Origin of the sequence: Herbaspirillum sp. alder98 (assembly GCF_020179755.1) — a bacterium.
In the GTDB taxonomy this organism is placed as follows: domain Bacteria; phylum Pseudomonadota; class Gammaproteobacteria; order Burkholderiales; family Burkholderiaceae_D; genus Herbaspirillum.
Genome location: NZ_JAIUCY010000003.1, coordinates 18259 through 37293, shown reverse-complemented (window position 1 = coordinate 37293; position 19035 = coordinate 18259). Strand labels below are relative to the sequence as shown.

General features: G+C 62.2%; 15 protein-coding genes and 1 tRNA gene. 4 read left to right on the top strand and 12 right to left on the bottom strand.

Annotated elements, in window-relative coordinates; all coding sequences use genetic code 11:
* Window positions 1-98: 98 nt before the first annotated feature.
* The 5 genes from LBW87_RS08005 to LBW87_RS07985 all read right to left on the bottom strand — a co-directional run bounded on the left by LBW87_RS08005 (window position 99) and on the right by LBW87_RS07985 (window position 4657).
* Window positions 99-1049: a ribose-phosphate pyrophosphokinase gene (locus LBW87_RS08005; RefSeq protein WP_008110854.1), complete on the bottom strand. Its 951-nt coding sequence runs from the start codon at window positions 1047-1049 to the stop codon at window positions 99-101.
* Window positions 1050-1172: 123 nt separating this feature from the next.
* Window positions 1173-1249, bottom strand: a tRNA-Gln gene (locus tag LBW87_RS08000).
* Window positions 1250-1319: 70 nt separating this feature from the next.
* Window positions 1320-2183, bottom strand: coding sequence for a 4-(cytidine 5'-diphospho)-2-C-methyl-D-erythritol kinase (gene ispE / locus LBW87_RS07995; RefSeq protein ID WP_225200927.1), 864 nt, complete (start codon window positions 2181-2183; stop codon window positions 1320-1322).
* 18 nt (window positions 2184-2201) lie between these two features.
* Window positions 2202-2852 carry a lipoprotein insertase outer membrane protein LolB gene (gene lolB, locus LBW87_RS07990; RefSeq protein WP_225200926.1) on the bottom strand — a complete coding sequence of 217 codons (651 nt, stop codon included), beginning with the start codon at window positions 2850-2852 and terminating at the stop codon, window positions 2202-2204.
* Complete coding sequence (locus tag LBW87_RS07985; RefSeq protein WP_225200925.1) at window positions 2849-4657, bottom strand: tetratricopeptide repeat protein; 1809 nt, start codon at window positions 4655-4657, stop codon at window positions 2849-2851. The genes lolB and LBW87_RS07985 overlap by 4 nt, the downstream gene beginning before the upstream one ends.
* A gap of 192 nt (window positions 4658-4849) precedes the next feature.
* Here LBW87_RS07985 and mutM point away from each other — a divergent pair, with 192 nt between their 5' ends.
* Both mutM and mutY read left to right on the top strand, forming a co-directional pair.
* Entirely contained in the window at window positions 4850-5671 is an 822-nt protein-coding gene (gene mutM / locus LBW87_RS07980; RefSeq protein WP_225200924.1) for a bifunctional DNA-formamidopyrimidine glycosylase/DNA-(apurinic or apyrimidinic site) lyase, read from the top strand.
* A complete protein-coding gene (gene mutY, locus LBW87_RS07975; RefSeq protein WP_225200923.1) occupies window positions 5668-6804 on the top strand; it encodes an A/G-specific adenine glycosylase in 1137 nt (378 codons plus the stop codon). Before mutM ends, mutY begins: the two co-directional genes overlap by 4 nt.
* A 5-nt stretch (window positions 6805-6809) precedes the next feature.
* On the opposite strand, the gene rapZ is transcribed toward mutY, so the two are convergent.
* The 6 genes from rapZ to ilvA all read right to left on the bottom strand — a co-directional run bounded on the left by rapZ (window position 6810) and on the right by ilvA (window position 12867).
* The gene (gene rapZ / locus LBW87_RS07970) at window positions 6810-7673 is read right to left on the bottom strand and encodes an RNase adapter RapZ (RefSeq protein WP_225200922.1); all 864 of its coding nucleotides are present in this window, start codon (window positions 7671-7673) and stop codon (window positions 6810-6812) included.
* Window positions 7674-7754: 81 nt separating this feature from the next.
* The gene (gene hprK, locus LBW87_RS07965; protein WP_225200921.1) at window positions 7755-8693 is read right to left on the bottom strand and encodes an HPr(Ser) kinase/phosphatase; all 939 of its coding nucleotides are present in this window, start codon (window positions 8691-8693) and stop codon (window positions 7755-7757) included.
* 90 nt (window positions 8694-8783) lie between these two features.
* On the bottom strand, window positions 8784-9257 hold the full coding sequence (locus tag LBW87_RS07960) for a PTS sugar transporter subunit IIA (RefSeq protein WP_225200920.1): 474 nt from the start codon (window positions 9255-9257) through the stop codon (window positions 8784-8786).
* Window positions 9258-9471: 214 nt separating this feature from the next.
* Window positions 9472-10032, bottom strand: a complete 561-nt coding sequence (locus tag LBW87_RS07955) for a hypothetical protein (protein WP_225201401.1) — start codon at window positions 10030-10032, stop codon at window positions 9472-9474.
* Between the two features lie 423 nt (window positions 10033-10455).
* Window positions 10456-11313 carry an NADPH-dependent 7-cyano-7-deazaguanine reductase QueF gene (gene queF / locus LBW87_RS07950; protein WP_225200919.1) on the bottom strand — a complete coding sequence of 286 codons (858 nt, stop codon included), beginning with the start codon at window positions 11311-11313 and terminating at the stop codon, window positions 10456-10458.
* Window positions 11314-11340: 27 nt separating this feature from the next.
* Entirely contained in the window at window positions 11341-12867 is a 1527-nt protein-coding gene (gene ilvA, locus LBW87_RS07945) for a threonine ammonia-lyase, biosynthetic (protein WP_225200918.1), read from the bottom strand.
* Window positions 12868-13019: 152 nt separating this feature from the next.
* On the opposite strand from ilvA, the gene LBW87_RS07940 reads away from it, so the two are divergent.
* On the top strand, window positions 13020-13511 hold the full coding sequence (locus LBW87_RS07940) for a YqaA family protein (protein ID WP_225201400.1): 492 nt from the start codon (window positions 13020-13022) through the stop codon (window positions 13509-13511).
* Here LBW87_RS07940 and LBW87_RS07935 read toward each other — a convergent pair.
* Entirely contained in the window at window positions 13508-14509 is a 1002-nt protein-coding gene (locus tag LBW87_RS07935) for a ZIP family metal transporter (protein WP_225200917.1), read from the bottom strand. The two genes, LBW87_RS07940 and LBW87_RS07935, sit on opposite strands and share 4 nt — an antisense overlap.
* 523 nt (window positions 14510-15032) lie before the next feature.
* Between LBW87_RS07935 and LBW87_RS07930 the strand changes: the two genes are divergently transcribed.
* Entirely contained in the window at window positions 15033-19034 is a 4002-nt protein-coding gene (locus LBW87_RS07930; RefSeq protein ID WP_225200916.1) for a DUF3683 domain-containing protein, read from the top strand.
* The last annotated feature ends 1 nt before the right edge of the window (window position 19035 follow it).

Genomic DNA, 19035 nt, shown 5'->3' with positions numbered 1-19035 from the left:
GCGTCGATCAACCGACGTTAGCCTGACGTTGCATATTCCCCGCGACCAGGGAATATAAAAAACCTCGCTACAGGATTGCAGCGAGGCGAATTCGAATCTTATTCGGCAAACAGCGACATCACCGAATCACCCTTGGTGATGCGCTTGAACGTCTCGGCCAGCAGATCGGCGCAGGTCAACTGGCGAATCTTCGGGCAGGCGCGCGCCGCAGGCGACAACGGGATAGTGTCGGTCACCACCAGCTCGTCCAGCGGCGAATTGCCGATGCGGTCGATGGCCGGACCCGACAGCACCGGGTGCGTACAGTAGGCGACGACCTTCTTGGCGCCACGTTCCTTGAGCACTTCGGCAGCCTTGGTCAGGGTGCCGGCGGTGTCGACCATGTCATCCATGATCACGCAGTTGCGGCCTTCGACTTCGCCGATGATGTTCATCACTTCCGAGACATTGGCCTTGGGACGGCGCTTGTCGATGATCGCCAGGTCGCAGCCCAGGCGCTTGGCCAGCGCACGTGCGCGCACCACGCCACCGACGTCGGGCGAAACCACCAGCAGGTCTTCGTAGTTCTTGGCCACCAGGTCGCTCAGCAGGATCGGCGAGGCGTAGATGTTGTCGACCGGAATGTCGAAGAAGCCCTGGATCTGGTCGGCATGCAGATCCATGATCAGGACGCGTTCGACACCGGCTTCCTGCAGCATGTTGGCCACGACCTTGGCCGAGATTGCCACGCGCGCCGAACGCGGACGACGGTCCTGGCGGGCGTAACCATAATAGGGGATGGCAGCAGTGATACGACCGGCAGATGCGCGCTTCAAGGCATCCACCATGATCATGATTTCCATCAGGTTGTCATTGGTCGGCGCACAGGTCGATTGCAGCACGAAGACGTCCTTGCCGCGAACGTTCTCATTGATCTCGACCATGACTTCGCCGTCCGAGAACTTGGAGACGTTGGCTTTACCGAGCGGAATGCCGAGCTTCTCGGCGACGCCGCGCGCCAGTTCTGGATTGGCGCTGCCGGTAAAGACCATCAGGTTCTCAAGTGCCATATGGGTATCCCTGAATGCAATCGTTATAAAGTCGAAAAGCCGACAATGCTTGACTTGAAGGTCTCACATTGACGGCTTATTCTTTTTGACTGAAGGTCGGTCTGCGACCGCCTCCGAATTTAATGGCAGGGGAACAAGGATTCGAACCTTGGAATGCTGGAATCAAAATCCAGTGCCTTAACCAGCTTGGCGATTCCCCTACGCAACTTGCTGTCTGCCGTTTTGCGACGCCTGGGGCGTCGCGCATCGTCAGACTAATTCTTTTTACGATCACACCAAATGGGCGAGAGGATGTTCCTGCATCGCTTTGGCTTTCCAGCCGATCCAGCGCGAAGGCATTTGCTGCAGCACTTCGTCTGCCTGATGTTCGTGTTCGAAGGCACAAAACACACAGGCGCCAGATCCGGTCATTCGGGATTTTCCAAAATTGCCCAGCCATTCGATGGCTTCTGCAATCTGCGGAAAGTGCCGTTTTGCCACCATTTCCAGATCGTTTTTTCCGAAGCCAGAAGCAACTTGTTTCTGTGCATCAGGAAAGTCCGTTATTCTGACGACATTTGTATCCCTCGTCAATAGCGGAGATGAAAAAATTATTGGGGTCGGCACCAAAACGCCCGGCTCGATCACCACAAACCAGCAATTTGCCGTCTTGAGCGGGCGCAATGCTTCTCCGACGCCTTCGGCAAACGCATTCTGGCCGAACAGGAAGAACGGGACGTCCGCCCCCAGTTGCAAGCCCAAGGCCATCAATTGCGCGCGCGTCATCCCGGTTTGCCACAGATGATTCAACGCCAGCAGGGTGGTCGCCGCGTCGGAAGACCCGCCGCCCAGCCCGCCACCCATCGGCAGGCGCTTGCGCACCGTGATCGATGCGCCAAGCGCTGCCTGCCCGCTGGCCTCGCGCAGCAGGCGTGCCGCGCGCACCACCAGGTCGGACTCGGCCGGTACCCCCGCCACCTCGTTGGTGCGTACGATCTGGCCATCGTCGCGCTGTGAAAAATCGAGGCTGTCGCTGCGGTCGATCAGCTGGAATGCGGTTTGCAGCAAATGGTAGCCATCGGCGCGTCGCCCCGTCACATGCAGGAACAGGTTGAGCTTGGCCGGGGCCGGGCAGTCGAGAAGGGTGTCGGTCATGATGAATGCGGCAGGGCCTCAGGGCTGGTTCCAATGATCGATCACGATACGGATCGACACCGGGCCGGCCTGCTCGGTATTGCGGGTGAGATCGATACGGCGCGGACGCAGGCGGTCGCCGTCGGTCGCGGCCTGCCAGGTCGGATAGGCCACCCGCCAGCCATCGGCGGTGACGAAACTGGCATTGTCGTCGCCAGGCACTGCCTGGAATGGCTTGCCGGCGCGATCGACGCCGCGCCCCTGCAGCCAGTGGCGCATGCCCGACACCGGCAACGGCCAGCCCAGCGCCCGTGCGGCCAACTGGTCGATATCGGGCGCTATCTGCGGCGCCCGGCCCGATTGCACCAGCGTGGCCACGCCCGGCCGCACGTCGATGGTCGCCACCGTCTGTCCCAGCGGTGACAGCAGCTCAAGCCCGGTCCGCCCGGGCGCCTGCGACCAGTTGAAGCTACCGTGCAGGGACTGCGGCTGGTCGTTCTGGGCATACTGGACCGAGATGCGGCCGTCGATGGCGATGCTTTCCTGGTAGGGCGAGAGGGTCTGCACGGCGGCGCCCGGCGCGGCTTGCTGCGACAGGCCAGCGCAACCCGCCAGCAAGGCCGCCAGCGTCAGGTAGCCGGCGGCGGCCAGTGGGCGCCACCGGCCTGTCATCGATGCGACTGCGTTCATGGCTTGACGTTGAGGCGCGCCAGTGTGCTCTTGAGGACGTCGTTCTCGGGGTCCTTGGCCTGCACTTCACGGAATACCTTGCGCGCTTCGTCCTGCTTGCCACGGACCCACAGCACTTCGCCCAGGTGCACCCCGATCTCCGGGTCCGGGCGCAGGGCATAGGCGCGGCGCATCTGGGTCTCGGCTTCGCTCAACTGGCCCATGCGAAACTGGATCCAGCCCAGGCTGTCGGCGATGAAGGCGTCTTGCGGCGCCATCTCGGCCGCTTTCTTGATCAGTTCCAGCGCTTCCGGCAGGCGGATGTTGCGGTCTGCCAGCGAATAACCCAGGGCGTTATAGGCGTGCTGGTTGCCGGGGGCCAGCTGGATCACCCGGCGCAACGATTTTTCCATGGCGTCGAAGTTGCCCAGTTTTTCGAGCACCATCGCATGGTCGTACAGCAGGTCGGTATTGTTAGGGAAACGCTCCAGCGCGCCCTTGAGCACGTCGGAGGCTTCCTGGGTGCGATTGGCGTCGCGCAGCAGCATCGATTCGGCCTGGAGCAGTTGCAGCTGCTCGGCGTCATTGCTCGATTCGGACTGGGCCGCTTCCAGCGCCTTGCGGGCGCCGTCGATGTCATTCTTGCGCGCCAGCAATTGCGCCCGGCGCACCTGGATGTTGACGTAGCCGTCCGCGCCCGGCTCGGACTGGTCGAGATAGCGCAGGGCGGCGTCGAAATCACGCCGCTCTTCTGCGATGCGCGACAGCAGCAGGATGGCCTGGCTCGGATCGCGGTCGTCCTCGGGTTGCGCGGCGAGCACCTGCAGGTAACGCTGCAGATAACTTTCGGCATCCTTGAGCTGGTCGGTCTGGGCCGACAGCACGCCCAGCGCAAACAGGGTGGTCGGGTCTTCGCCGTCTTCCTTGAGCAGCGCCTCGAACTGCGAGCGCGCTTCCTTGAAGGCCTTTTGATCGACCAGGCTGCGGGCATAGGCGATGCGCACTTCACGCGCATCGGGGTACTTGCGCAGGAAGTCGACCATCAGGCGCGTGGCTTCCTGCTGATCGCTGGCCACTTGCGCCGACGTCAGCAGCGCCAGTTCCGAGTCGGGCTTGATCTTGAGTGCGGCGGCGGCCTCGCGCTGGGCAGTGGCGCCATCGCCCACGCTGAAGGCGCCTTGCGCCAGCGCCAGGTGGGTTTCGGGCAGGTCGCCATAGGGCTGGACCACCTTTTGCAGGATCGCGTAGCCGCCTTGCTTGTCGCGGGCGCGCGCCAGCAGGCGCTGGAATTGCAGGATCATCGGGCCGCGCGCCTGCGGGGCGGCTTCTTTCAGGCGTTGCGACAGCAGCGGCTCGATCTCGTCGACGCTATCGCCCAGCATGATCAGGCCCAGGTAGTTCTGCAGCGCCTCGTCCGAGTGCGGCGCCAGCTCGGTCCACAAGCGTACCGCCACCAGGGCTTCGTTGGGTTGCCGTGCGGTGACGGCGATCTCGGCGGCGCGCTTGGCCAGGCGCGGATCGCGCGTCTGCTGGGCGGCGGCCAGCATGGTGACATAGGCGGCTTGCCATTGACCGCGCTGGAAAGCGATCTCGGCAGTCAGGACCTTGTAGAGAATATCTTCGCTCAACTCGACCGCGGGCAGCGCATCTTCCTGCGGCTGGACCTTGGCCTTGGGCGACTTCTTGCGGTTGGCGGCTGCCGACTTGGACGGGGCGGCCTTCTTGTCCGGTGTCGCTTCGGCATTAGCCTTGTCGCCTGGCTGCTGGAAGCTGGCGCACGCGCTCAGCAGCAGGGAACTGGTAAGGAGGGCAAGCGTTTTTTTCAAGGTCTGATCCTGACTATTCGGGAAGTTTAGATTTTACGCTCAACGGCTGATGCATTGCTGTAAGGGGAGTGTAATCGATCCATCGACCTCCGGCCGCCGCCGGCAACGGCCAAGGTCTTGTTTTATACATCTGGATTATCATATGGGTCTTCCTCCAGCCATTTCCATCGTTGCTTTCAACGACGCCGCCAGATGCCAGAATTACCAGAAGTCGAAGTTACCCGGCGCGGCGTCGCGCCGCATCTCGAAGGACAGCCGGTGACCGGCGTGGTACTGCGCCATAGCGGCCTGCGCTGGCCGTTTCCGGTCGGGCTCGAGGCGCTGGTGGCCGGCCACACCGTGCGCAGCACCGGGCGTCGCGGCAAGTATCTCCTGATCAACTTCGACCATGGCACGCTGATCGTGCATCTGGGCATGTCGGGTCACCTGCGCATCCTGCCGCCGGGCATCGCCCCGCAAAAGCACGATCACTTCGACCTGCTGGTGGGCGGCCAGGTGATGCGTATGACCGATCCCCGGCGTTTTGGTGCCATCCTGTGGCATGACTCGGCCGATGGTTCGATCGAAGAACACATGCTGCTGCGCAGCCTGGGCCTGGAGCCGCTGGAAGATCGCTTCTCGGCGCTGGAGCTGTTTCGCCAGACCCGCAACCGCAGCGCGCCGATCAAGCAGGTGCTGCTGGCGGGAGACATCGTGGTGGGGGTGGGCAACATCTATGCCTCCGAAAGCCTGTTCAAGGCCCGCATCAATCCCAAGACCCCGGCCCAGCGAATCAGCCTGGCGCGCCTGGAGCGACTGGTCGTGGCGATCCGCGAGACGCTGGCCGCGGCCATCGAGCAGGGTGGCAGTTCGCTGCGCGACTTCATCGCGGTCAATGGGCAGTCGGGCTACTTCCAGCAGAGTTATTTTGTCTACAACCGTACCGGGCAGCCATGCCGGGTATGCAGCACGCCGATCCGCCAGATCAAGCAGGGTCAGCGCTCTACCTTCTATTGCGTGAATTGCCAGAAATGAAAGTGTTAGTCGACAAGCCAGCAAGGCGGGCGCCGCCAGCCGATGGCGCGCACTATGCCGATCCCTCGTTCTCGGCCGATGTGATCGCCTGGCAGAAGCGGCATGGGCGGCACACCTTGCCGTGGCAGAACACGCGCGACGCCTATCGCGTGTGGCTCTCCGAAATCATGTTGCAGCAGACCCAGGTGGCGGCGGTGATCCCGTATTACCAGCGCTTCCTCGAACGCTGCCCGGATGTCTTCAGCCTGGCGGCGGCGCCGTCCGAGGATGTGATGTCGCTGTGGGCGGGCCTGGGTTATTACACCCGGGCACGCAATCTGCACAAATGCGCGCAGCGGGTGGTCAACGAATATGGCGGTCGCTTTCCGGATGACCCCGTACTGCTGGCTGACCTGCCCGGCATCGGTCGCTCGACCGCCGCCGCCATTGCCGCTTTTTCTTATGGCCGCCGTGCCGCCATCCTCGACGGTAACGTCAAGCGGGTGTTTGCGCGGGTGTTCGGCGTCGACGGTTATCCCGGCGCCAAGCCGGTCGAAGACAAGCTGTGGTTGCGCGCCGTGGCGCTGCTGCCCGAAGAGGGCATCGAGGCTTATACCCAGGGCTTGATGGACCTGGGCGCAACCTTGTGCGTGCGCGGCACGCCCGGCTGCGCACGCTGCCCGCTGGCGGGTCGCTGCGTGGCGCTGACGCAGGACCGGATCTCGGAACTGCCCGTGAGCAAGCCGAAAAAAGCGGTGCCCGAGCGCGAGACGGTGATGCTGGTGGTGACCAATGGCGATGATGTTCTGCTGGAGCAGCGGCCCGACAGCGGTATCTGGGGCGGCTTGTTATCGTTGCCCGAAATCGCGATGGGCGATGCGACGCAGTTCGACGTCGCGGTGCACGCCTTGCTGGCGCCGTATGGCGAAATCGCCGGATGTCGCAAGTTGCAACCGTTCTCGCACGTCTTCACCCATTTCAAGTTGCACGTCGCGCCGTATCAACTGGCGCTTGACGCGCGGGCCGCGATGACGGCGCAGCAGGCGTTGCTCTGGTATCCGGTGCAGCGGCTGGCCGACGCACCCTTGCCGGCGCCGGTCAAGAAGCTGCTGCTGGGCGCCTTGCTGCGCGACGACCTGCTGGCGACGATCTGATTGGCTTAGTCGAGTTGGCGGTGACGGCAGACCACTTGCTCGGTCGCCCGGAAGTGGCGTGCCAGCTGTTCGGCCATATACACCGAGCGATGCTGGCCGCCGGTACAGCCGATGGCCACCGTCAGGTAGCTACGGTTGTCGGCCTTGAAGGCGGGCAGCCACTTCTCGACGAAGCCGCGGATGTCGGCGAGCATGTCCGCTACCTCGTCATAACCGGACAGAAATTCGATCACCGGGTCGTCGCGCCCGGTCAGTGGGCGTAGCGTGGCGTCGTAATGCGGGTTGGGCAACATGCGCACGTCGAATACCAGGTCGGCATCCAGCGGTAAGCCGTGCTTGAACGCAAACGACTGGAACAGCAGCGTCAGCGGCGAGCGTTCGATATCGACCAGGCCCTTGATCCAGCGGCGCAGCTTGTTCGAGCTCAGTTGCGAGGTGTCGATCACGTGGGCGATTTCCTGCACCTCGGAGAGCATTTCACGTTCGACCGCGATGCATTCGGACAGCGTCATGCTGTCGGTGGGATTGCGCCCCGGCAGCAGTCGGTGCGACAGCGGATGGCTGCGGCGGGTCTCCGAAAAGCGGGTGATCAGCGCTTCGTTGGAGGCAGTCAGGAAGAATACCTTGACGTCATGGCCATCGGCGCGCAGGCGATCGATGTCGGTGCGCAGCGTGACCAGCGAGTCGGCGCTGCGGGCATCGGTGGCCACCGCCAGGATGCTGGCCCCTTCCCGGATGCGGGTCTCGACCAGGTCGCACAACAGCGCCGGCGGCAGGTTGTCGACGCAGAAATAGCCGGCATCCTCGAGCACGTGTAGCGCCACCGATTTGCCGGACCCTGAAATGCCTGTGATCAGAACGATTTTCATGTCGCCAATGATAACGCAAGCTACAAGCAGACCCACGCGCCGGGGCCGGTGGCATCGAACGAATTGGTGTCGGGCAGGTGTTTATTCGCCGTTCATGGCGCGCCGCTGGCGTTCGATGAATTCCTTGAGCGTATCGATGCCGCGCAGTTGCAGGATGGTGTTGCGCACCGCCGCCTCCAGCAGCACCGCGATGTTGCGCCCGGCCGCGACGGGAATGACCACCTTGCGAATCGGCAGGCCCAGCACTTCCTCGTATTGGGCATCCAGCGGCAGGCGCTCGTAGTTTTCTTCGAGGGTGCTGCGGCGAACCAGGTGCACGATCAGCTTCAGGCGCATCTTGCGACGCACGGCGGTCTCGCCGAATATCGCCTTGATGTCGAGCAGCCCCAGGCCACGCACTTCCAGCAGGTTGGCCAGCAGCGGCGGGCAGCGGCCTTCGATCATGTTGGGTGCGATGCGGGCGAATTCGACGGCATCATCGGCCACCAGGCCGTGACTGCGCGAGATCAGTTCCAGGCCCAGTTCGCTCTTGCCCAATCCCGATTCGCCGGTGATCAGTACCCCCACGCCCAGCACGTCCATGAAGACGCCGTGCATGGTGATCTGCTGCGCCAGCTTCTTGGACAGGTAGACCCGCAGGTAATCGATGACCTGCGCCGCCGGCAGCGGCGTCGAAAACAGGGGGATATTTTTTTCGTCGCAGATCGCCAGGATGTCCGGCGGCGTCGACAAGCCCTGGGCAATGATGAATGCGGGTGGTTCGCCGGCGACCAGTTCGGCGGTCTGGTAGGCGCGCGAGGTATTGGACAGCCGTTCGTAGTACTCGATTTCCTGGTGGCCGAAGACCTGGATGCGACCCGGGTGAATCAGGTTCAGGTGACCCACCTGGTCGGCTGCCGAGACGGCATCGCCGGAGATCAGGCGCTCGCCGCCGGGGAAGCCGGCGAACCAGCCAAGTTGCAGGGATTCCCTGTTTTCTTCGTAGAGCTGCTGGATCGACAACGCGGAATAGTTGGGCATGAGGCTTTCGGATCGGCGGACGGTACGGTTGGGGGGGGCGTTGCCATGTGATGCGCTGCCATGCAATGCAGCGGCCTGCGACAAACGACTTCAGCCGGTCTTTTCCAGGCTGGTCTGCCAGGTGACCAGGCGCGAATACACCACGGCAGGGTCGGACTCGGCGGCCAGTTGGGTGCGGAAGGCGTCGTCTGAAAACATCTCGGCGATCTCCGACAGGATTTCCAGATGTTGCTGCGTCACATGATCGGGAATCAACAGAAACACCAGCAGCTTGACCGGTTGTCCATCGGGCGACTCGAACGGGATCGGGTCTGCCAGGCGCATGAACAACGCCAGTGGCGCCTTCAATCCCTTGATGCGGCCATGTGGCACGGCCACGCCGTGGCCAAGTCCGGTGGAACCCAGGCGCTCACGCGCAAACAGGTTTTCGGAAACGGTGGAGCGGGCGATGCCGCTATTGTTTTCGAAGGTCAGGCCGGCTTGTTCGAAAGCTCTTTTTTTGCTGGACACTTCCAGATCCAGGACGACATTTTCTGGAGAAAGGATTTTTGCAAGATTTGTCATGACGCTCAAGGGATCGCAACGAGGTGAAACTGTGAAACTTTGAGCAGGATTATAGGCCTGTTTGAGCGCCTGGTAGCGCTTTGGAAAGCCGGAACAGCGCCCGAATTGCCGGCGAGATGATGGATTTGGCTTGAATCACGGGCTGCGGCGCACGCAGGCCCGTGTTGTTAGAAAACAATGTCCGCACGAGTTGTCGCGCGGCATGTAGCGTTCTTTACATCTCGATGCGGCCGAAAATCAGCAGCACGTCGCCATTGTTCTTGTTGGAGCTCAGGCGTGGCACATAGGCAAACATTACCTTGCCCTTGGCGGTGCCGATCGAGGCCAGCGGCAGCGGCACAGGAAACGGCACGCCGCCGAAATAATCCTGGCGGCTCATCAGCATGGCGGTGCCGCCCACGCCGACCTCAAGCCCGGTCTTTGCCACCGGGAACACCCATTCGTAGGCATAGCCGGCCATGTACTGGGGATGGCGGTGCGAATCCTTCAGCACGAAACCGAACAGCGATTCGTCATTGCCATCGGCATTGCGCAAGGTCTTGCCGTAGCCCAGGCCCCAGGCGTGCTCGTTGAGTTCGTTGAGTTTTTCCTTGGTATAGGTGCTGCGTCCGTGGTGGGCGATGCCGGACAGGTAAATGGCGTCGTCGCCCTGGTCCCAGATGTTGCCCAGATGACTTTTGGTGTCTTGCCAGAGACTGGTGTCTTCGGCATGGGCCGCAGGCGTCAATGCAGCCACGCACGCCAGTGCCGCCAGCCAGTGCTGGTAGCGGCGCATGGAGTTGGTCAGGGGGGAGGGTGCCCGCAGGCGTTGGAGATCGAATTTCATGGTGCAATATTTTTTTTCTGATGCCGGTTGAAAGATGAGAGCAACATTCATCGGCCAAAAGGCGCTGAACTTGTACAACAGACCGGAAGTTTGAATGGAAATATCCCGCGGTGCTTTTTTTCAGCCCACGAAAATGTTACGTAGTCATGTCCGGCAGGCAGTGCGCAGGGACATCCGGCGACCGGCGGGAATAGGCATCATGGCAACATGAAACCCAGCAAACACAAGGGTTTCAGCTGATCAGGGGGGATGTGTGGGCGAGCATCGATGGCATCGACAATCACCGGCCCGACAAAATTTGTAACAATTTATAAGCAGCTGTTAACGAAGTGATGTCGCGGGCCGATCGGTGGCGAGCCAGGCCGGAGCGGATTACTGGCGTGCGTTGCGATCCAGCGAAGGCAGTCTGGCGCTCGAGAAATTGCTGCGCCATGGATTGATGTCGAGCCCGCCGCGTCGGGTGTAACGCGCATACACCGCCAGTTTCTGGGGCCGGCAGTATTGCAGGATGTCACTGAAGATGCGCTCGACGCACTGCTCGTGAAACTCGTTATGGTCGCGGAAGCCGATGATGTATTTCAGCAGCTGTTCCTGGTCGATCGGCGCGCCGACATAGTGGATTTGCACGCTCCCCCAGTCAGGCTGGCTGGTGACCGGGCAGTTCGACTTGAGCAGATGCGACACGAAGGTTTCTTCGACGGTGGCCTGTTCATGATCGGCGCGCAGGATGCTGCCGTCGGGATGGGCGCTGGCTTCGATCTCGATATCGAGTCGGTCCAGCGAAAGGCCGCCCAGTTCATTGAAGCGCAATTGGCCGAACTGGGTCGCTTCGGTCAGCGTGACCTGCACCGGCGCACCGGCGGCGGCCGACAGGTCGAGCCGCATGCGCTCGACCAGCGCTGCACTGCTGTCGAGACGCGCCTGGTTGAACGAATTCAGATACAGCTTGAACGACTTCGATTCGATGATATTGGGCGAATCGGCCGGCACCATGAAGGTGGCGATGGCGATCTGTGGCTTGCCACGCAGGTTCAGCCACGAGATTTCGTAGGCGGTCCAGATGTCGACGCCGAAGAAGGGCAGGGTGCCGGTGATCTGCAGCTCGGCCCGCTTGGGCGCGCGCGGGATCGGAAACAGCAGCGCCGGGTCGTACGCGGCCGGGTAGGCCGAGTGCTTGCCCAGCGGCGAGGTTTCGGGCGAGTGGCCCATATCGGTGGCGGCGTGGTTCATGTGATGCTCCTGCGATGCTGCCGGGCGTTAGCCCAGGAACAGCTTGTACAACGGGTTCTTGGTTTCGTCCCAGTGACGGTAGCCGAGTTGGGCCAGGAAAGTGCGGAACTGTTTCATTTCCTTCTTCGGCACTTGCAGCCCGATCAGGATGCGACCGACATCGCCGCCCTGGTTGCGGTAGTGGAACAGGCTGATGTTCCAGCCCGGGTTCATGCTGGAGAGGAACTTCATCAGCGCACCCGGCCGCTCGGGGAATTCGAAACGGTACAACAGCTCGTCGTCGGCCAGCGAACTCTTGCCGCCTACCAGGTGGCGGATATGGACCTTGGCCAGTTCGTCATGGGTCAGGTCCAGCACGCCGAAGCCGGCTTTCTCGAAATTGCGGGCGATCTTGCCCGACTCGTCGGCGTTGGCGATCTGCACGCCCACGAACACATGGGCGGCACGGGCATCGCTGATGCGATAGTTGAATTCGGTCACGTTGCGCGGACCGACGGTCTCGCAGAAGCGGCGGAAGCTGCCGCGTTCCTCGGGAATGGTCACCGCAAACACGGCCTCGCGCGCCTCGCCCACGTCGGCCATCTCGGCCACGAAACGCAGGCGGTCGAAATTCATGTTGGCGCCACAGGCGATGGTGATGAGCGATTGCCCCTTGATCGGTTGCCGGCTGTTCTTGGCGCGCTCCACATACGCCTTGGCGCCGGCCACGGCCAGGGCGCCGGCCGGTTCGACGATGCTGCGGGTGTCCTGGAAGATGTCCTTGATGGCGGTGCAGACGGCATCGGTGTCGACGATGATGATGTCATCCACGTACTTGCGGGCCAGGCGGAAGGTCTCTTCGCCCACCAGCTTGACGGCGGTGCCGTCCGAGAACAGGCCGACGTCCGACAGCGTCACCCGGCGGCCAGCCTTGAGGCTGCGCGCCATGGCGTCCGAGTCGGTGGTCTGCACGCCGATGATCTTGATGTCCGGGCGTACCGCCTTGACGTAGGCCGCCACGCCGGCGATCAGGCCGCCGCCGCCGATGGCCACGAAGATGGCGTGAATCGGATCCGAGTGCTGGCGCAGGATTTCCATGCCGACCGTGCCCTGGCCTGCGATCACGTGCGGGTCGTCGAACGGATGCACGAAGGTCAGCTTGTGTTTTTTCTCGAGCGTCAGCGCATGGTTATAAGCATCGGTGAACGAGTCGCCCGACAGCACCACCTCGGCGCCGCGCGCCTTGACCGCCTCGATCTTTACCTGCGGGGTGGTGGTCGGCATGACCACCACCGCACGGCAGCCCAGGCGCGCCGCCGACAGCGCCACGCCCTGTGCGTGATTGCCGGCCGAGGCGCAGATCACGCCGCGCTTCAGTTGCGCCGGTGTCAGGTGCGCCATTTTGTTATAGGCGCCACGCAACTTGAAGCTGAACACGCTCTGCATGTCTTCGCGCTTGAAGTAAATTCGATTATCCATCCGCTGCGACAGCGTGTTGGCCAGTTCCAATGGCGTTTCCTGGGCGACGTCGTAGACGCGGGCGGTCAGGATCTTCTGCAGATAATCGTTACTCATAGTGGTCTTCAGTGTGGTGCCAGGCAGCAAGGGAACTGATCATTATAAATGAGCAGCGCGCTTCGGCTAGAATGCGAGCCTCGTCCGTGAGGCAGCGTGCCTGAACCAGGCGCCGCTTGTTCGGCCACATCCAACCACTTTTCCTGCTGCGCATGATCGAATCCGCCGTTCTCTGGCTCCTCAATATCCTCGCCGTGCCCACGGTTGGCTTGACCTCGGTCTTCCTGATCAGTTTTGTGTCGGCAACCCTGCTGCCGCTAGGGTCCGAGCCCGCCGTGTTTGCCGTCATCAAGGCCAATCCCGAGATGTTCTGGCCGGTGATCCTGGTGGCGACGCTGGGCAATACCCTGGGTGGGATGGTGGATTACTGGATGGGTTATGGCGCCAAGCAGGCGTTTTCGAAGGAACGTTCGTCGCGCTGGTTTCACTGGCTTGAACGGTTCGGACCCAAGACCATGCTGCTGGCCTGGCTGCCCGGCATTGGCGACCCGATCTGTACCCTGGCCGGCTGGTTGCGCCTGCCGTTCTGGCCATCGGTGTTCTACATGGCCATCGGCAAGTTCCTGCGCTACCTGTTCATGACCTGGGTGCTGCTGAACGTGCCAGACGGGTTCTGGCATCGCATCGCCGACCTGCTCGGCTAGCCCAGGATCACGTCCAGCAGCATCATCGTCACGAAGCCCGCCAACAGGCCCAGCGTGGCCTGTGATTCGTGACCCTGGCGGTGCGATTCGGGAATCACTTCGTGGCTGATGACGAACAGCATCGCGCCACCGGCGCCGGCCAGCGCCCAGGGCAGGGCGGTCGCCGATACCCCGGTGGCCAGCGCGCCCAGCACGCCGCCGATCGGCTCGACCAGTCCCGACAGGATGCCGGCGGCCGCCGATTTGGCCGCCGAATAGCCCAGCGAACGCAGTGCCAGCGCCACCACCAGCCCCTCTGGAATGTCCTGTATGCCGATGCCGGTGGCCAGCGCCACCGCCTTGCCGAAGTCTTCGCCGCCGAAACCGACGCCGATGGCCAGGCCTTCGGGGAAGTTGTGGATCGTCACCGCCATCACGAACAGCCAGATGCGCGAGGTGCGCGCGGCGCTGTTGCGGTCGCTGGCCATCGCCAGGAAATGCTGGTGCGGGATCAGGTGATTGAGCGCCAGCACGAACAGGCCGCCCAGCATGATGCCGGTCGCCGCCAGGAACACCGAGGCATTCTTGGCATAGCCGATGGCCTGGGCCGCATCCATGGCGGGGATGATCAACGAAAACACGCTGGCGGCCAGCATCACGCCGCCGCCATAGCCCAGCATCACGTCTTGCGCCTTGACCGACAGCCGCCGCGTGAAAAACACGCCCATGGCGCCCAGCGCGGTCAGGCCGGCGGCCGCCGATGAACCCAGCAGCGCCGCCCATACATGGGGATTGGCCGTGAAGTAGCCGTGCAAGGTCTCGTAGGACTTGATCAGCACGAACACCAGCGCCACCAGCAGTGTGACGATGTGGCGTGGCTTGAGATTGAGCGTCAGGCTGTCGCCGAGATCGGTTTTGGCGCCGATGGCAGGCCGGGGCGATTCACCATCGAACGCGGTGGCGTCGTCGGAAGTATTTGATTTTGCTGGAAAATTTTTATTCAACGGTGCCGGTATCATGGCAGTCTCCCTGGCGGTAACGATGAGTCGGACATCGGTGTTGCGGGCTATGCCTTGCCATGCGCATAGTCGGCCAGGGTGATGGCTAGATTTTCCAAGATTTCGGTAATGAGAATGCGAACCATAACACCTCCATGGTTTTTTTAGTGGAAACACCCCTGTTGTTGGTATGGATTATAGATTTTAAGAATTGATTATATAAAATTGATTGTTTTTATTAATTGAATTGCCATTGCCTATTGCCCTGGGCCGAACCGGCGTCAACTAGTGTGGGTAGCAACTTAAGCAGGCTTGTCGCTTGGTTGTCGCTTTAATGCGGCAAATTGTCGAGTTTTCTGTCGACACCTGGACCTCGACAATCAAATTTGCCGCAATGCAGCATCGATGGCTGCTCAGTTGTGGCAGGTCATTCGCTCGAAAAGAGAATCATTTTCATTGCGTCCGCGAAACTGGGCTCCAGCCATCGCGACTTTTGGCAATAGGCTAAAATGCACATCCGGCAGCAGACTTATTTTCTACATTGATGAACGCCCCCGCCCACATTCAAGCCTTGCTCACTGATGCGCCCCATGGCGCTACGCCCACGCGCCTGCGCGAAATTCCGTACAACTACACCTCGTTCTCGGATCGCGAGATCGTGATCCGGTTGTTGGGCGAAGCATCCTGGTCGCTGCTCGACGAGCTGCGCGGCAAGCGCCAGACCGGCCGTTCGGCGCGCATGCTGTATGAGGTCCTGGGCGACATTTGGGTCGTGCGTCGCAATCCCTATCTGCAGGACGACCTGCTGGATAACCCCAAGCGTCGCGCAGCGTTGATCGAAGCGCTCAACCATCGCCTGGGCGAAGTCGACAAGCGTCGCATCGATGTCGGCCAGAACGCCATCGGCGACGCCGATGCGGCACGTCGCAGCGAGAGCGTCGAGGCCTTGATCAAGGCGGCCCGCAAGGCGATTGCCGATTTTGCCGAAGAATTCCGCCGTACCTACGACCTGCGCCGTCGCGCCACCAAGGTGCTGGGTCGCTATACCGCGCGCGACAATATCAAGTTCGATGGCCTCTCGCGCGTATCGCACGTCACCGACGCCACCGACTGGCGCGTCGAGTACCCGTTCGTGGTGCTCACCCCCGATAGCGAAGACGAGATGGCCGGGCTGGTCAAGGCCTGCATCGAGTTGGGTCTGACCATCATCCCGCGCGGCGGCGGCACCGGCTACACCGGCGGCGCCATTCCGCTCACGCCCATGTCGGCCGTGATCAACACCGAAAAGCTGGAGCAACTGGGCGCCGTCGAGATGACCGTGCTGCCCGGCCTGACCCAACCCTACGCCACGATCTATTCGGGCGCCGGCGTGGTGACCAAGCGCGTCTCGGACGCAGCCGAGCGCGCCGGTTTCGTGTTCGCGGTCGATCCGACCTCGGCCGAAGCCTCGTGCATCGGCGGCAACGTCGCCATGAATGCCGGCGGCAAGAAGGCCGTGCTGTGGGGTACTGCACTGGATAACCTGGCCAGCTGGCGCATGGTCGATCCGCAGGGCGACTGGCTCGAAGTCACCCGCCTGGACCACAACCTGGGCAAGATCCACGATGTCGAGTCGGCCCGCTTCAAGCTGGAGTGGTCGCACCCGGGCGAGCGCGGCCAGAAGACCGAAGTCTTCAAGACCGAGATACTCGAGATCGCCGGCCGCAAGTTCCGCAAGGAAGGCCTGGGCAAGGACGTGACCGACAAGTTCCTGTCGGGCCTGCCGGGCGTGCAGAAGGAAGGTTGCGATGGCTTGATCACGTCGGCCCGCTGGATCCTGCACAAGATGCCCAAGCAGACCCGCACCGTGTGCCTCGAATTCTTTGGCCAGGCGCGTGATGCGATTCCATCGATCGTCGAGATCAAGGATTTCCTGGACGCCGAGACCCGGCGTGGCGGCGCCATCCTGGCCGGCCTGGAACACCTGGACGAGCGTTATTTGCGCGCGGTGGGTTATGCCACCAAGTCCAAGCGCGGCGTGCTGCCCAAGATGGTGCTGATCGGCGACATCGTCGGTGACGACGAAAACGCCGTGGCCGCCGCCGCTTCGGAAGTGATCCGCATGGCCAACAACCGCGTGGGCGAAGGCTTCGTCGCGGTCAGCCCCGAGGCGCGCAAGAAGTTCTGGCTCGACCGTTCGCGCACGGCCGCCATCGCCAAGCACACCAACGCCTTCAAGATCAATGAAGACGTGGTGATCCCGCTGAACCGGATGGGCGAGTACACCGACGGCATCGAACGCATCAACATCGAGCTGTCGATCAAGAACAAGCTGCAACTGCTGGCTGAACTGGAAACCTTCTTCGTCAAGGGCAACCTGCCGCTGGGCAAGAGCGACGACGGCGAGGGTGAAGATATTCCCGCCGCCGAAATGCTGGAAGACCGCGTGCACCAGGCCGAGGATCTGCTCAATCGCACCCACGACCGCTGGTCGTATCTGCTGACCCATCTTGACCGCTCGCTGGTCGATGCGCGTGACGAGATGATTGCGCTGGGCATGGAGAAGCTGACCGCCGCGTTCGATCAGCGTCTGCGCGACCAGCCGGGCGCGACCGTGTTCGACGTGGTGCAGGATCGCACCGTGCGCGTGTCCTGGAAGCAGGAAGTGCGGGCCCAGTTGCGTCAGATCTTCAGCGGCGCCGCCTTCAAGCCGATCCTTGAAGAAACCACCGTCATTCACAAGCGCGTGCTGCGTGGTCGCGTGTTCGTGGCGCTGCACATGCACGCCGGTGACGGTAACGTGCACACCAACCTGCCGGTCAATTCCGATCACTACGAAATGTTGCAGGACGCCCATGTGGCGGTGGCCCGCATCATGGCGCTGGCGCGTTCGCTGGACGGCGTGATTTCGGGCGAGCACGGCATCGGCATCACCAAGCTCGAGTTCCTGACCGAAGACGAAATCGTCGAGTTCCGCGACTACAAGTTGCGGGTCGATCCCGAAGGTCGCTTCAACAAGGGCAAGTTGCTCAACCTGCCCGGCATGGAAGCCGACCTCAGCAACGCCTATACGCCTTCGTTCGGGTTGATGGGGCACGAATCGCTGATCATGCAGCAAAGCGATATCGGCGCCATCGCCAACAGCGTCAAGGACTGCCTGCGCTGCGGCAAGTGCAAGCCGGTGTGCTCGACCCACGTGCCGCGCGCCAACCTGCTGTATTCGCCGCGCAACAAGATCCTGGCGACCTCGCTGCTGGTCGAAGCCTTCCTGTACGAAGAGCAGACCCGCCGCGGCGTATCGATCAAGCACTGGGAAGAGTTCGAGGACGTGGCCGACCATTGCACGGTGTGCCACAAGTGCGTCACGCCCTGCCCGGTGGATATCGACTTCGGCGATGTCTCGATGAACATGCGCAACCTGCTGCGCAAGATGGGCAAGAAGTCGTTCAACGCCGGCACCACCACGGCGATGTTCTTCCTCAACGCCACCGATCCGGCCACCATCAACGCCACCCGCAAGATGATGACCGGCTGGGGCTTCAAGGCGCAGCGCCTGGGCAACGACATCCTCAAGAAATTTGCCCGCAAGCAGACCCAGAAGCCGCCCGCCACCGTCGGCAAGCCACCGGTGAAAGAGCAGGTGATCCACTTCATCAACAAGAAGATGCCGGGCAACCTGCCCAAGAAGACCGCGCGCGCGCTGCTCGATATCGAAGACGACAAGATCGTGCCGATCATCCGCAACCCGAAGACCACCACGGCCGATACCGAGGCGGTGTTCTACTTCCCCGGCTGCGGTTCGGAGCGCCTGTTCTCGCAGGTCGGCCTGGCCACCCAGGCGATGCTGTGGAATGTCGGGGTGCAGACGGTGCTGCCGCCGGGCTATCTGTGCTGCGGTTATCCGCAACGCGGCTCCGGCGACTTCGACAAGGCCGACAAGATCATCACCGACAACCGGGTGCTGTTCCATCGCATGGCCAACACCTTGAACTACCTCGATATCAAGACCGTGGTGGTGTCGTGCGGCACCTGCTACGACCAGTTGCAGGGGTATGAATTCGAGAAGATATTCCCGGGCTGCCGCATCATCGACATCCACGAGTTCCTGCTCGAGAAGGGCGTCAAGCTGGAAGGCGTCACCGGTACCCGCTACATGTATCACGATCCTTGCCACTCGCCGATGAAGTTGCAGGACCCGATGAAGACCGTCAATTCGCTCATCACTACGGTGGACGCGCAGAAGATCGAGAAGAACGATCGCTGCTGCGGCGAGTCGGGCACCTTTGGCGTGTCGCGTCCGGATGTGTCGACCCAGGTGCGCTTCCGCAAGGAAGAAGAAATGCGCAAGGGCGCCGACAAGGTGCGCGCCGACGGCTTCACCGGCGACGTCAAGATCCTGACGTCGTGCCCGTCGTGCTTCCAGGGCCTGTCGCGCTACAACGAGGACTCGGGCACCACCGCCGACTACATCGTGGTCGAGATGGCGCGCCACCTGCTGGGCGAGAACTGGATGCCGGAATACGTCGCGCGCGCCAACAACGGCGGCATCGAACGCGTTCTGGTGTGAC

Bases quoted from the DNA above. Each gene is read 5' to 3' on its own strand.
- LBW87_RS07960 (WP_225200920.1), bottom strand. From the start codon at position 9,257: ATGACAAATCTTGCAAAAATCCTTTCTCCAGAAAATGTCGTCCTGGAT.
- ispE (WP_225200927.1), bottom strand. From the start codon at position 2,183: ATGACCGACACCCTTCTCGACTGCCCGGCCCCGGCCAAGCTCAACCTG.
- LBW87_RS07955 (WP_225201401.1), bottom strand. From the start codon at position 10,032: ATGCGCCGCTACCAGCACTGGCTGGCGGCACTGGCGTGCGTGGCTGCA.
- rapZ (WP_225200922.1), bottom strand. From the start codon at position 7,673: ATGAAAATCGTTCTGATCACAGGCATTTCAGGGTCCGGCAAATCGGTG.
- LBW87_RS07935 (WP_225200917.1), bottom strand. From the start codon at position 14,509: ATGATACCGGCACCGTTGAATAAAAATTTTCCAGCAAAATCAAATACT.
- hprK (WP_225200921.1), bottom strand. From the start codon at position 8,693: ATGCCCAACTATTCCGCGTTGTCGATCCAGCAGCTCTACGAAGAAAAC.
- LBW87_RS07940 (WP_225201400.1), top strand. From the start codon at position 13,020: ATGATCGAATCCGCCGTTCTCTGGCTCCTCAATATCCTCGCCGTGCCC.
- lolB (WP_225200926.1), bottom strand. From the start codon at position 2,852: ATGAACGCAGTCGCATCGATGACAGGCCGGTGGCGCCCACTGGCCGCC.
- LBW87_RS08005 (WP_008110854.1), bottom strand. From the start codon at position 1,049: ATGGCACTTGAGAACCTGATGGTCTTTACCGGCAGCGCCAATCCAGAA.
- queF (WP_225200919.1), bottom strand. From the start codon at position 11,313: ATGAACCACGCCGCCACCGATATGGGCCACTCGCCCGAAACCTCGCCG.
- LBW87_RS07930 (WP_225200916.1), top strand. From the start codon at position 15,033: ATGAACGCCCCCGCCCACATTCAAGCCTTGCTCACTGATGCGCCCCAT.
- mutY (WP_225200923.1), top strand. From the start codon at position 5,668: ATGAAAGTGTTAGTCGACAAGCCAGCAAGGCGGGCGCCGCCAGCCGAT.
- mutM (WP_225200924.1), top strand. From the start codon at position 4,850: ATGCCAGAATTACCAGAAGTCGAAGTTACCCGGCGCGGCGTCGCGCCG.
- ilvA (WP_225200918.1), bottom strand. From the start codon at position 12,867: ATGAGTAACGATTATCTGCAGAAGATCCTGACCGCCCGCGTCTACGAC.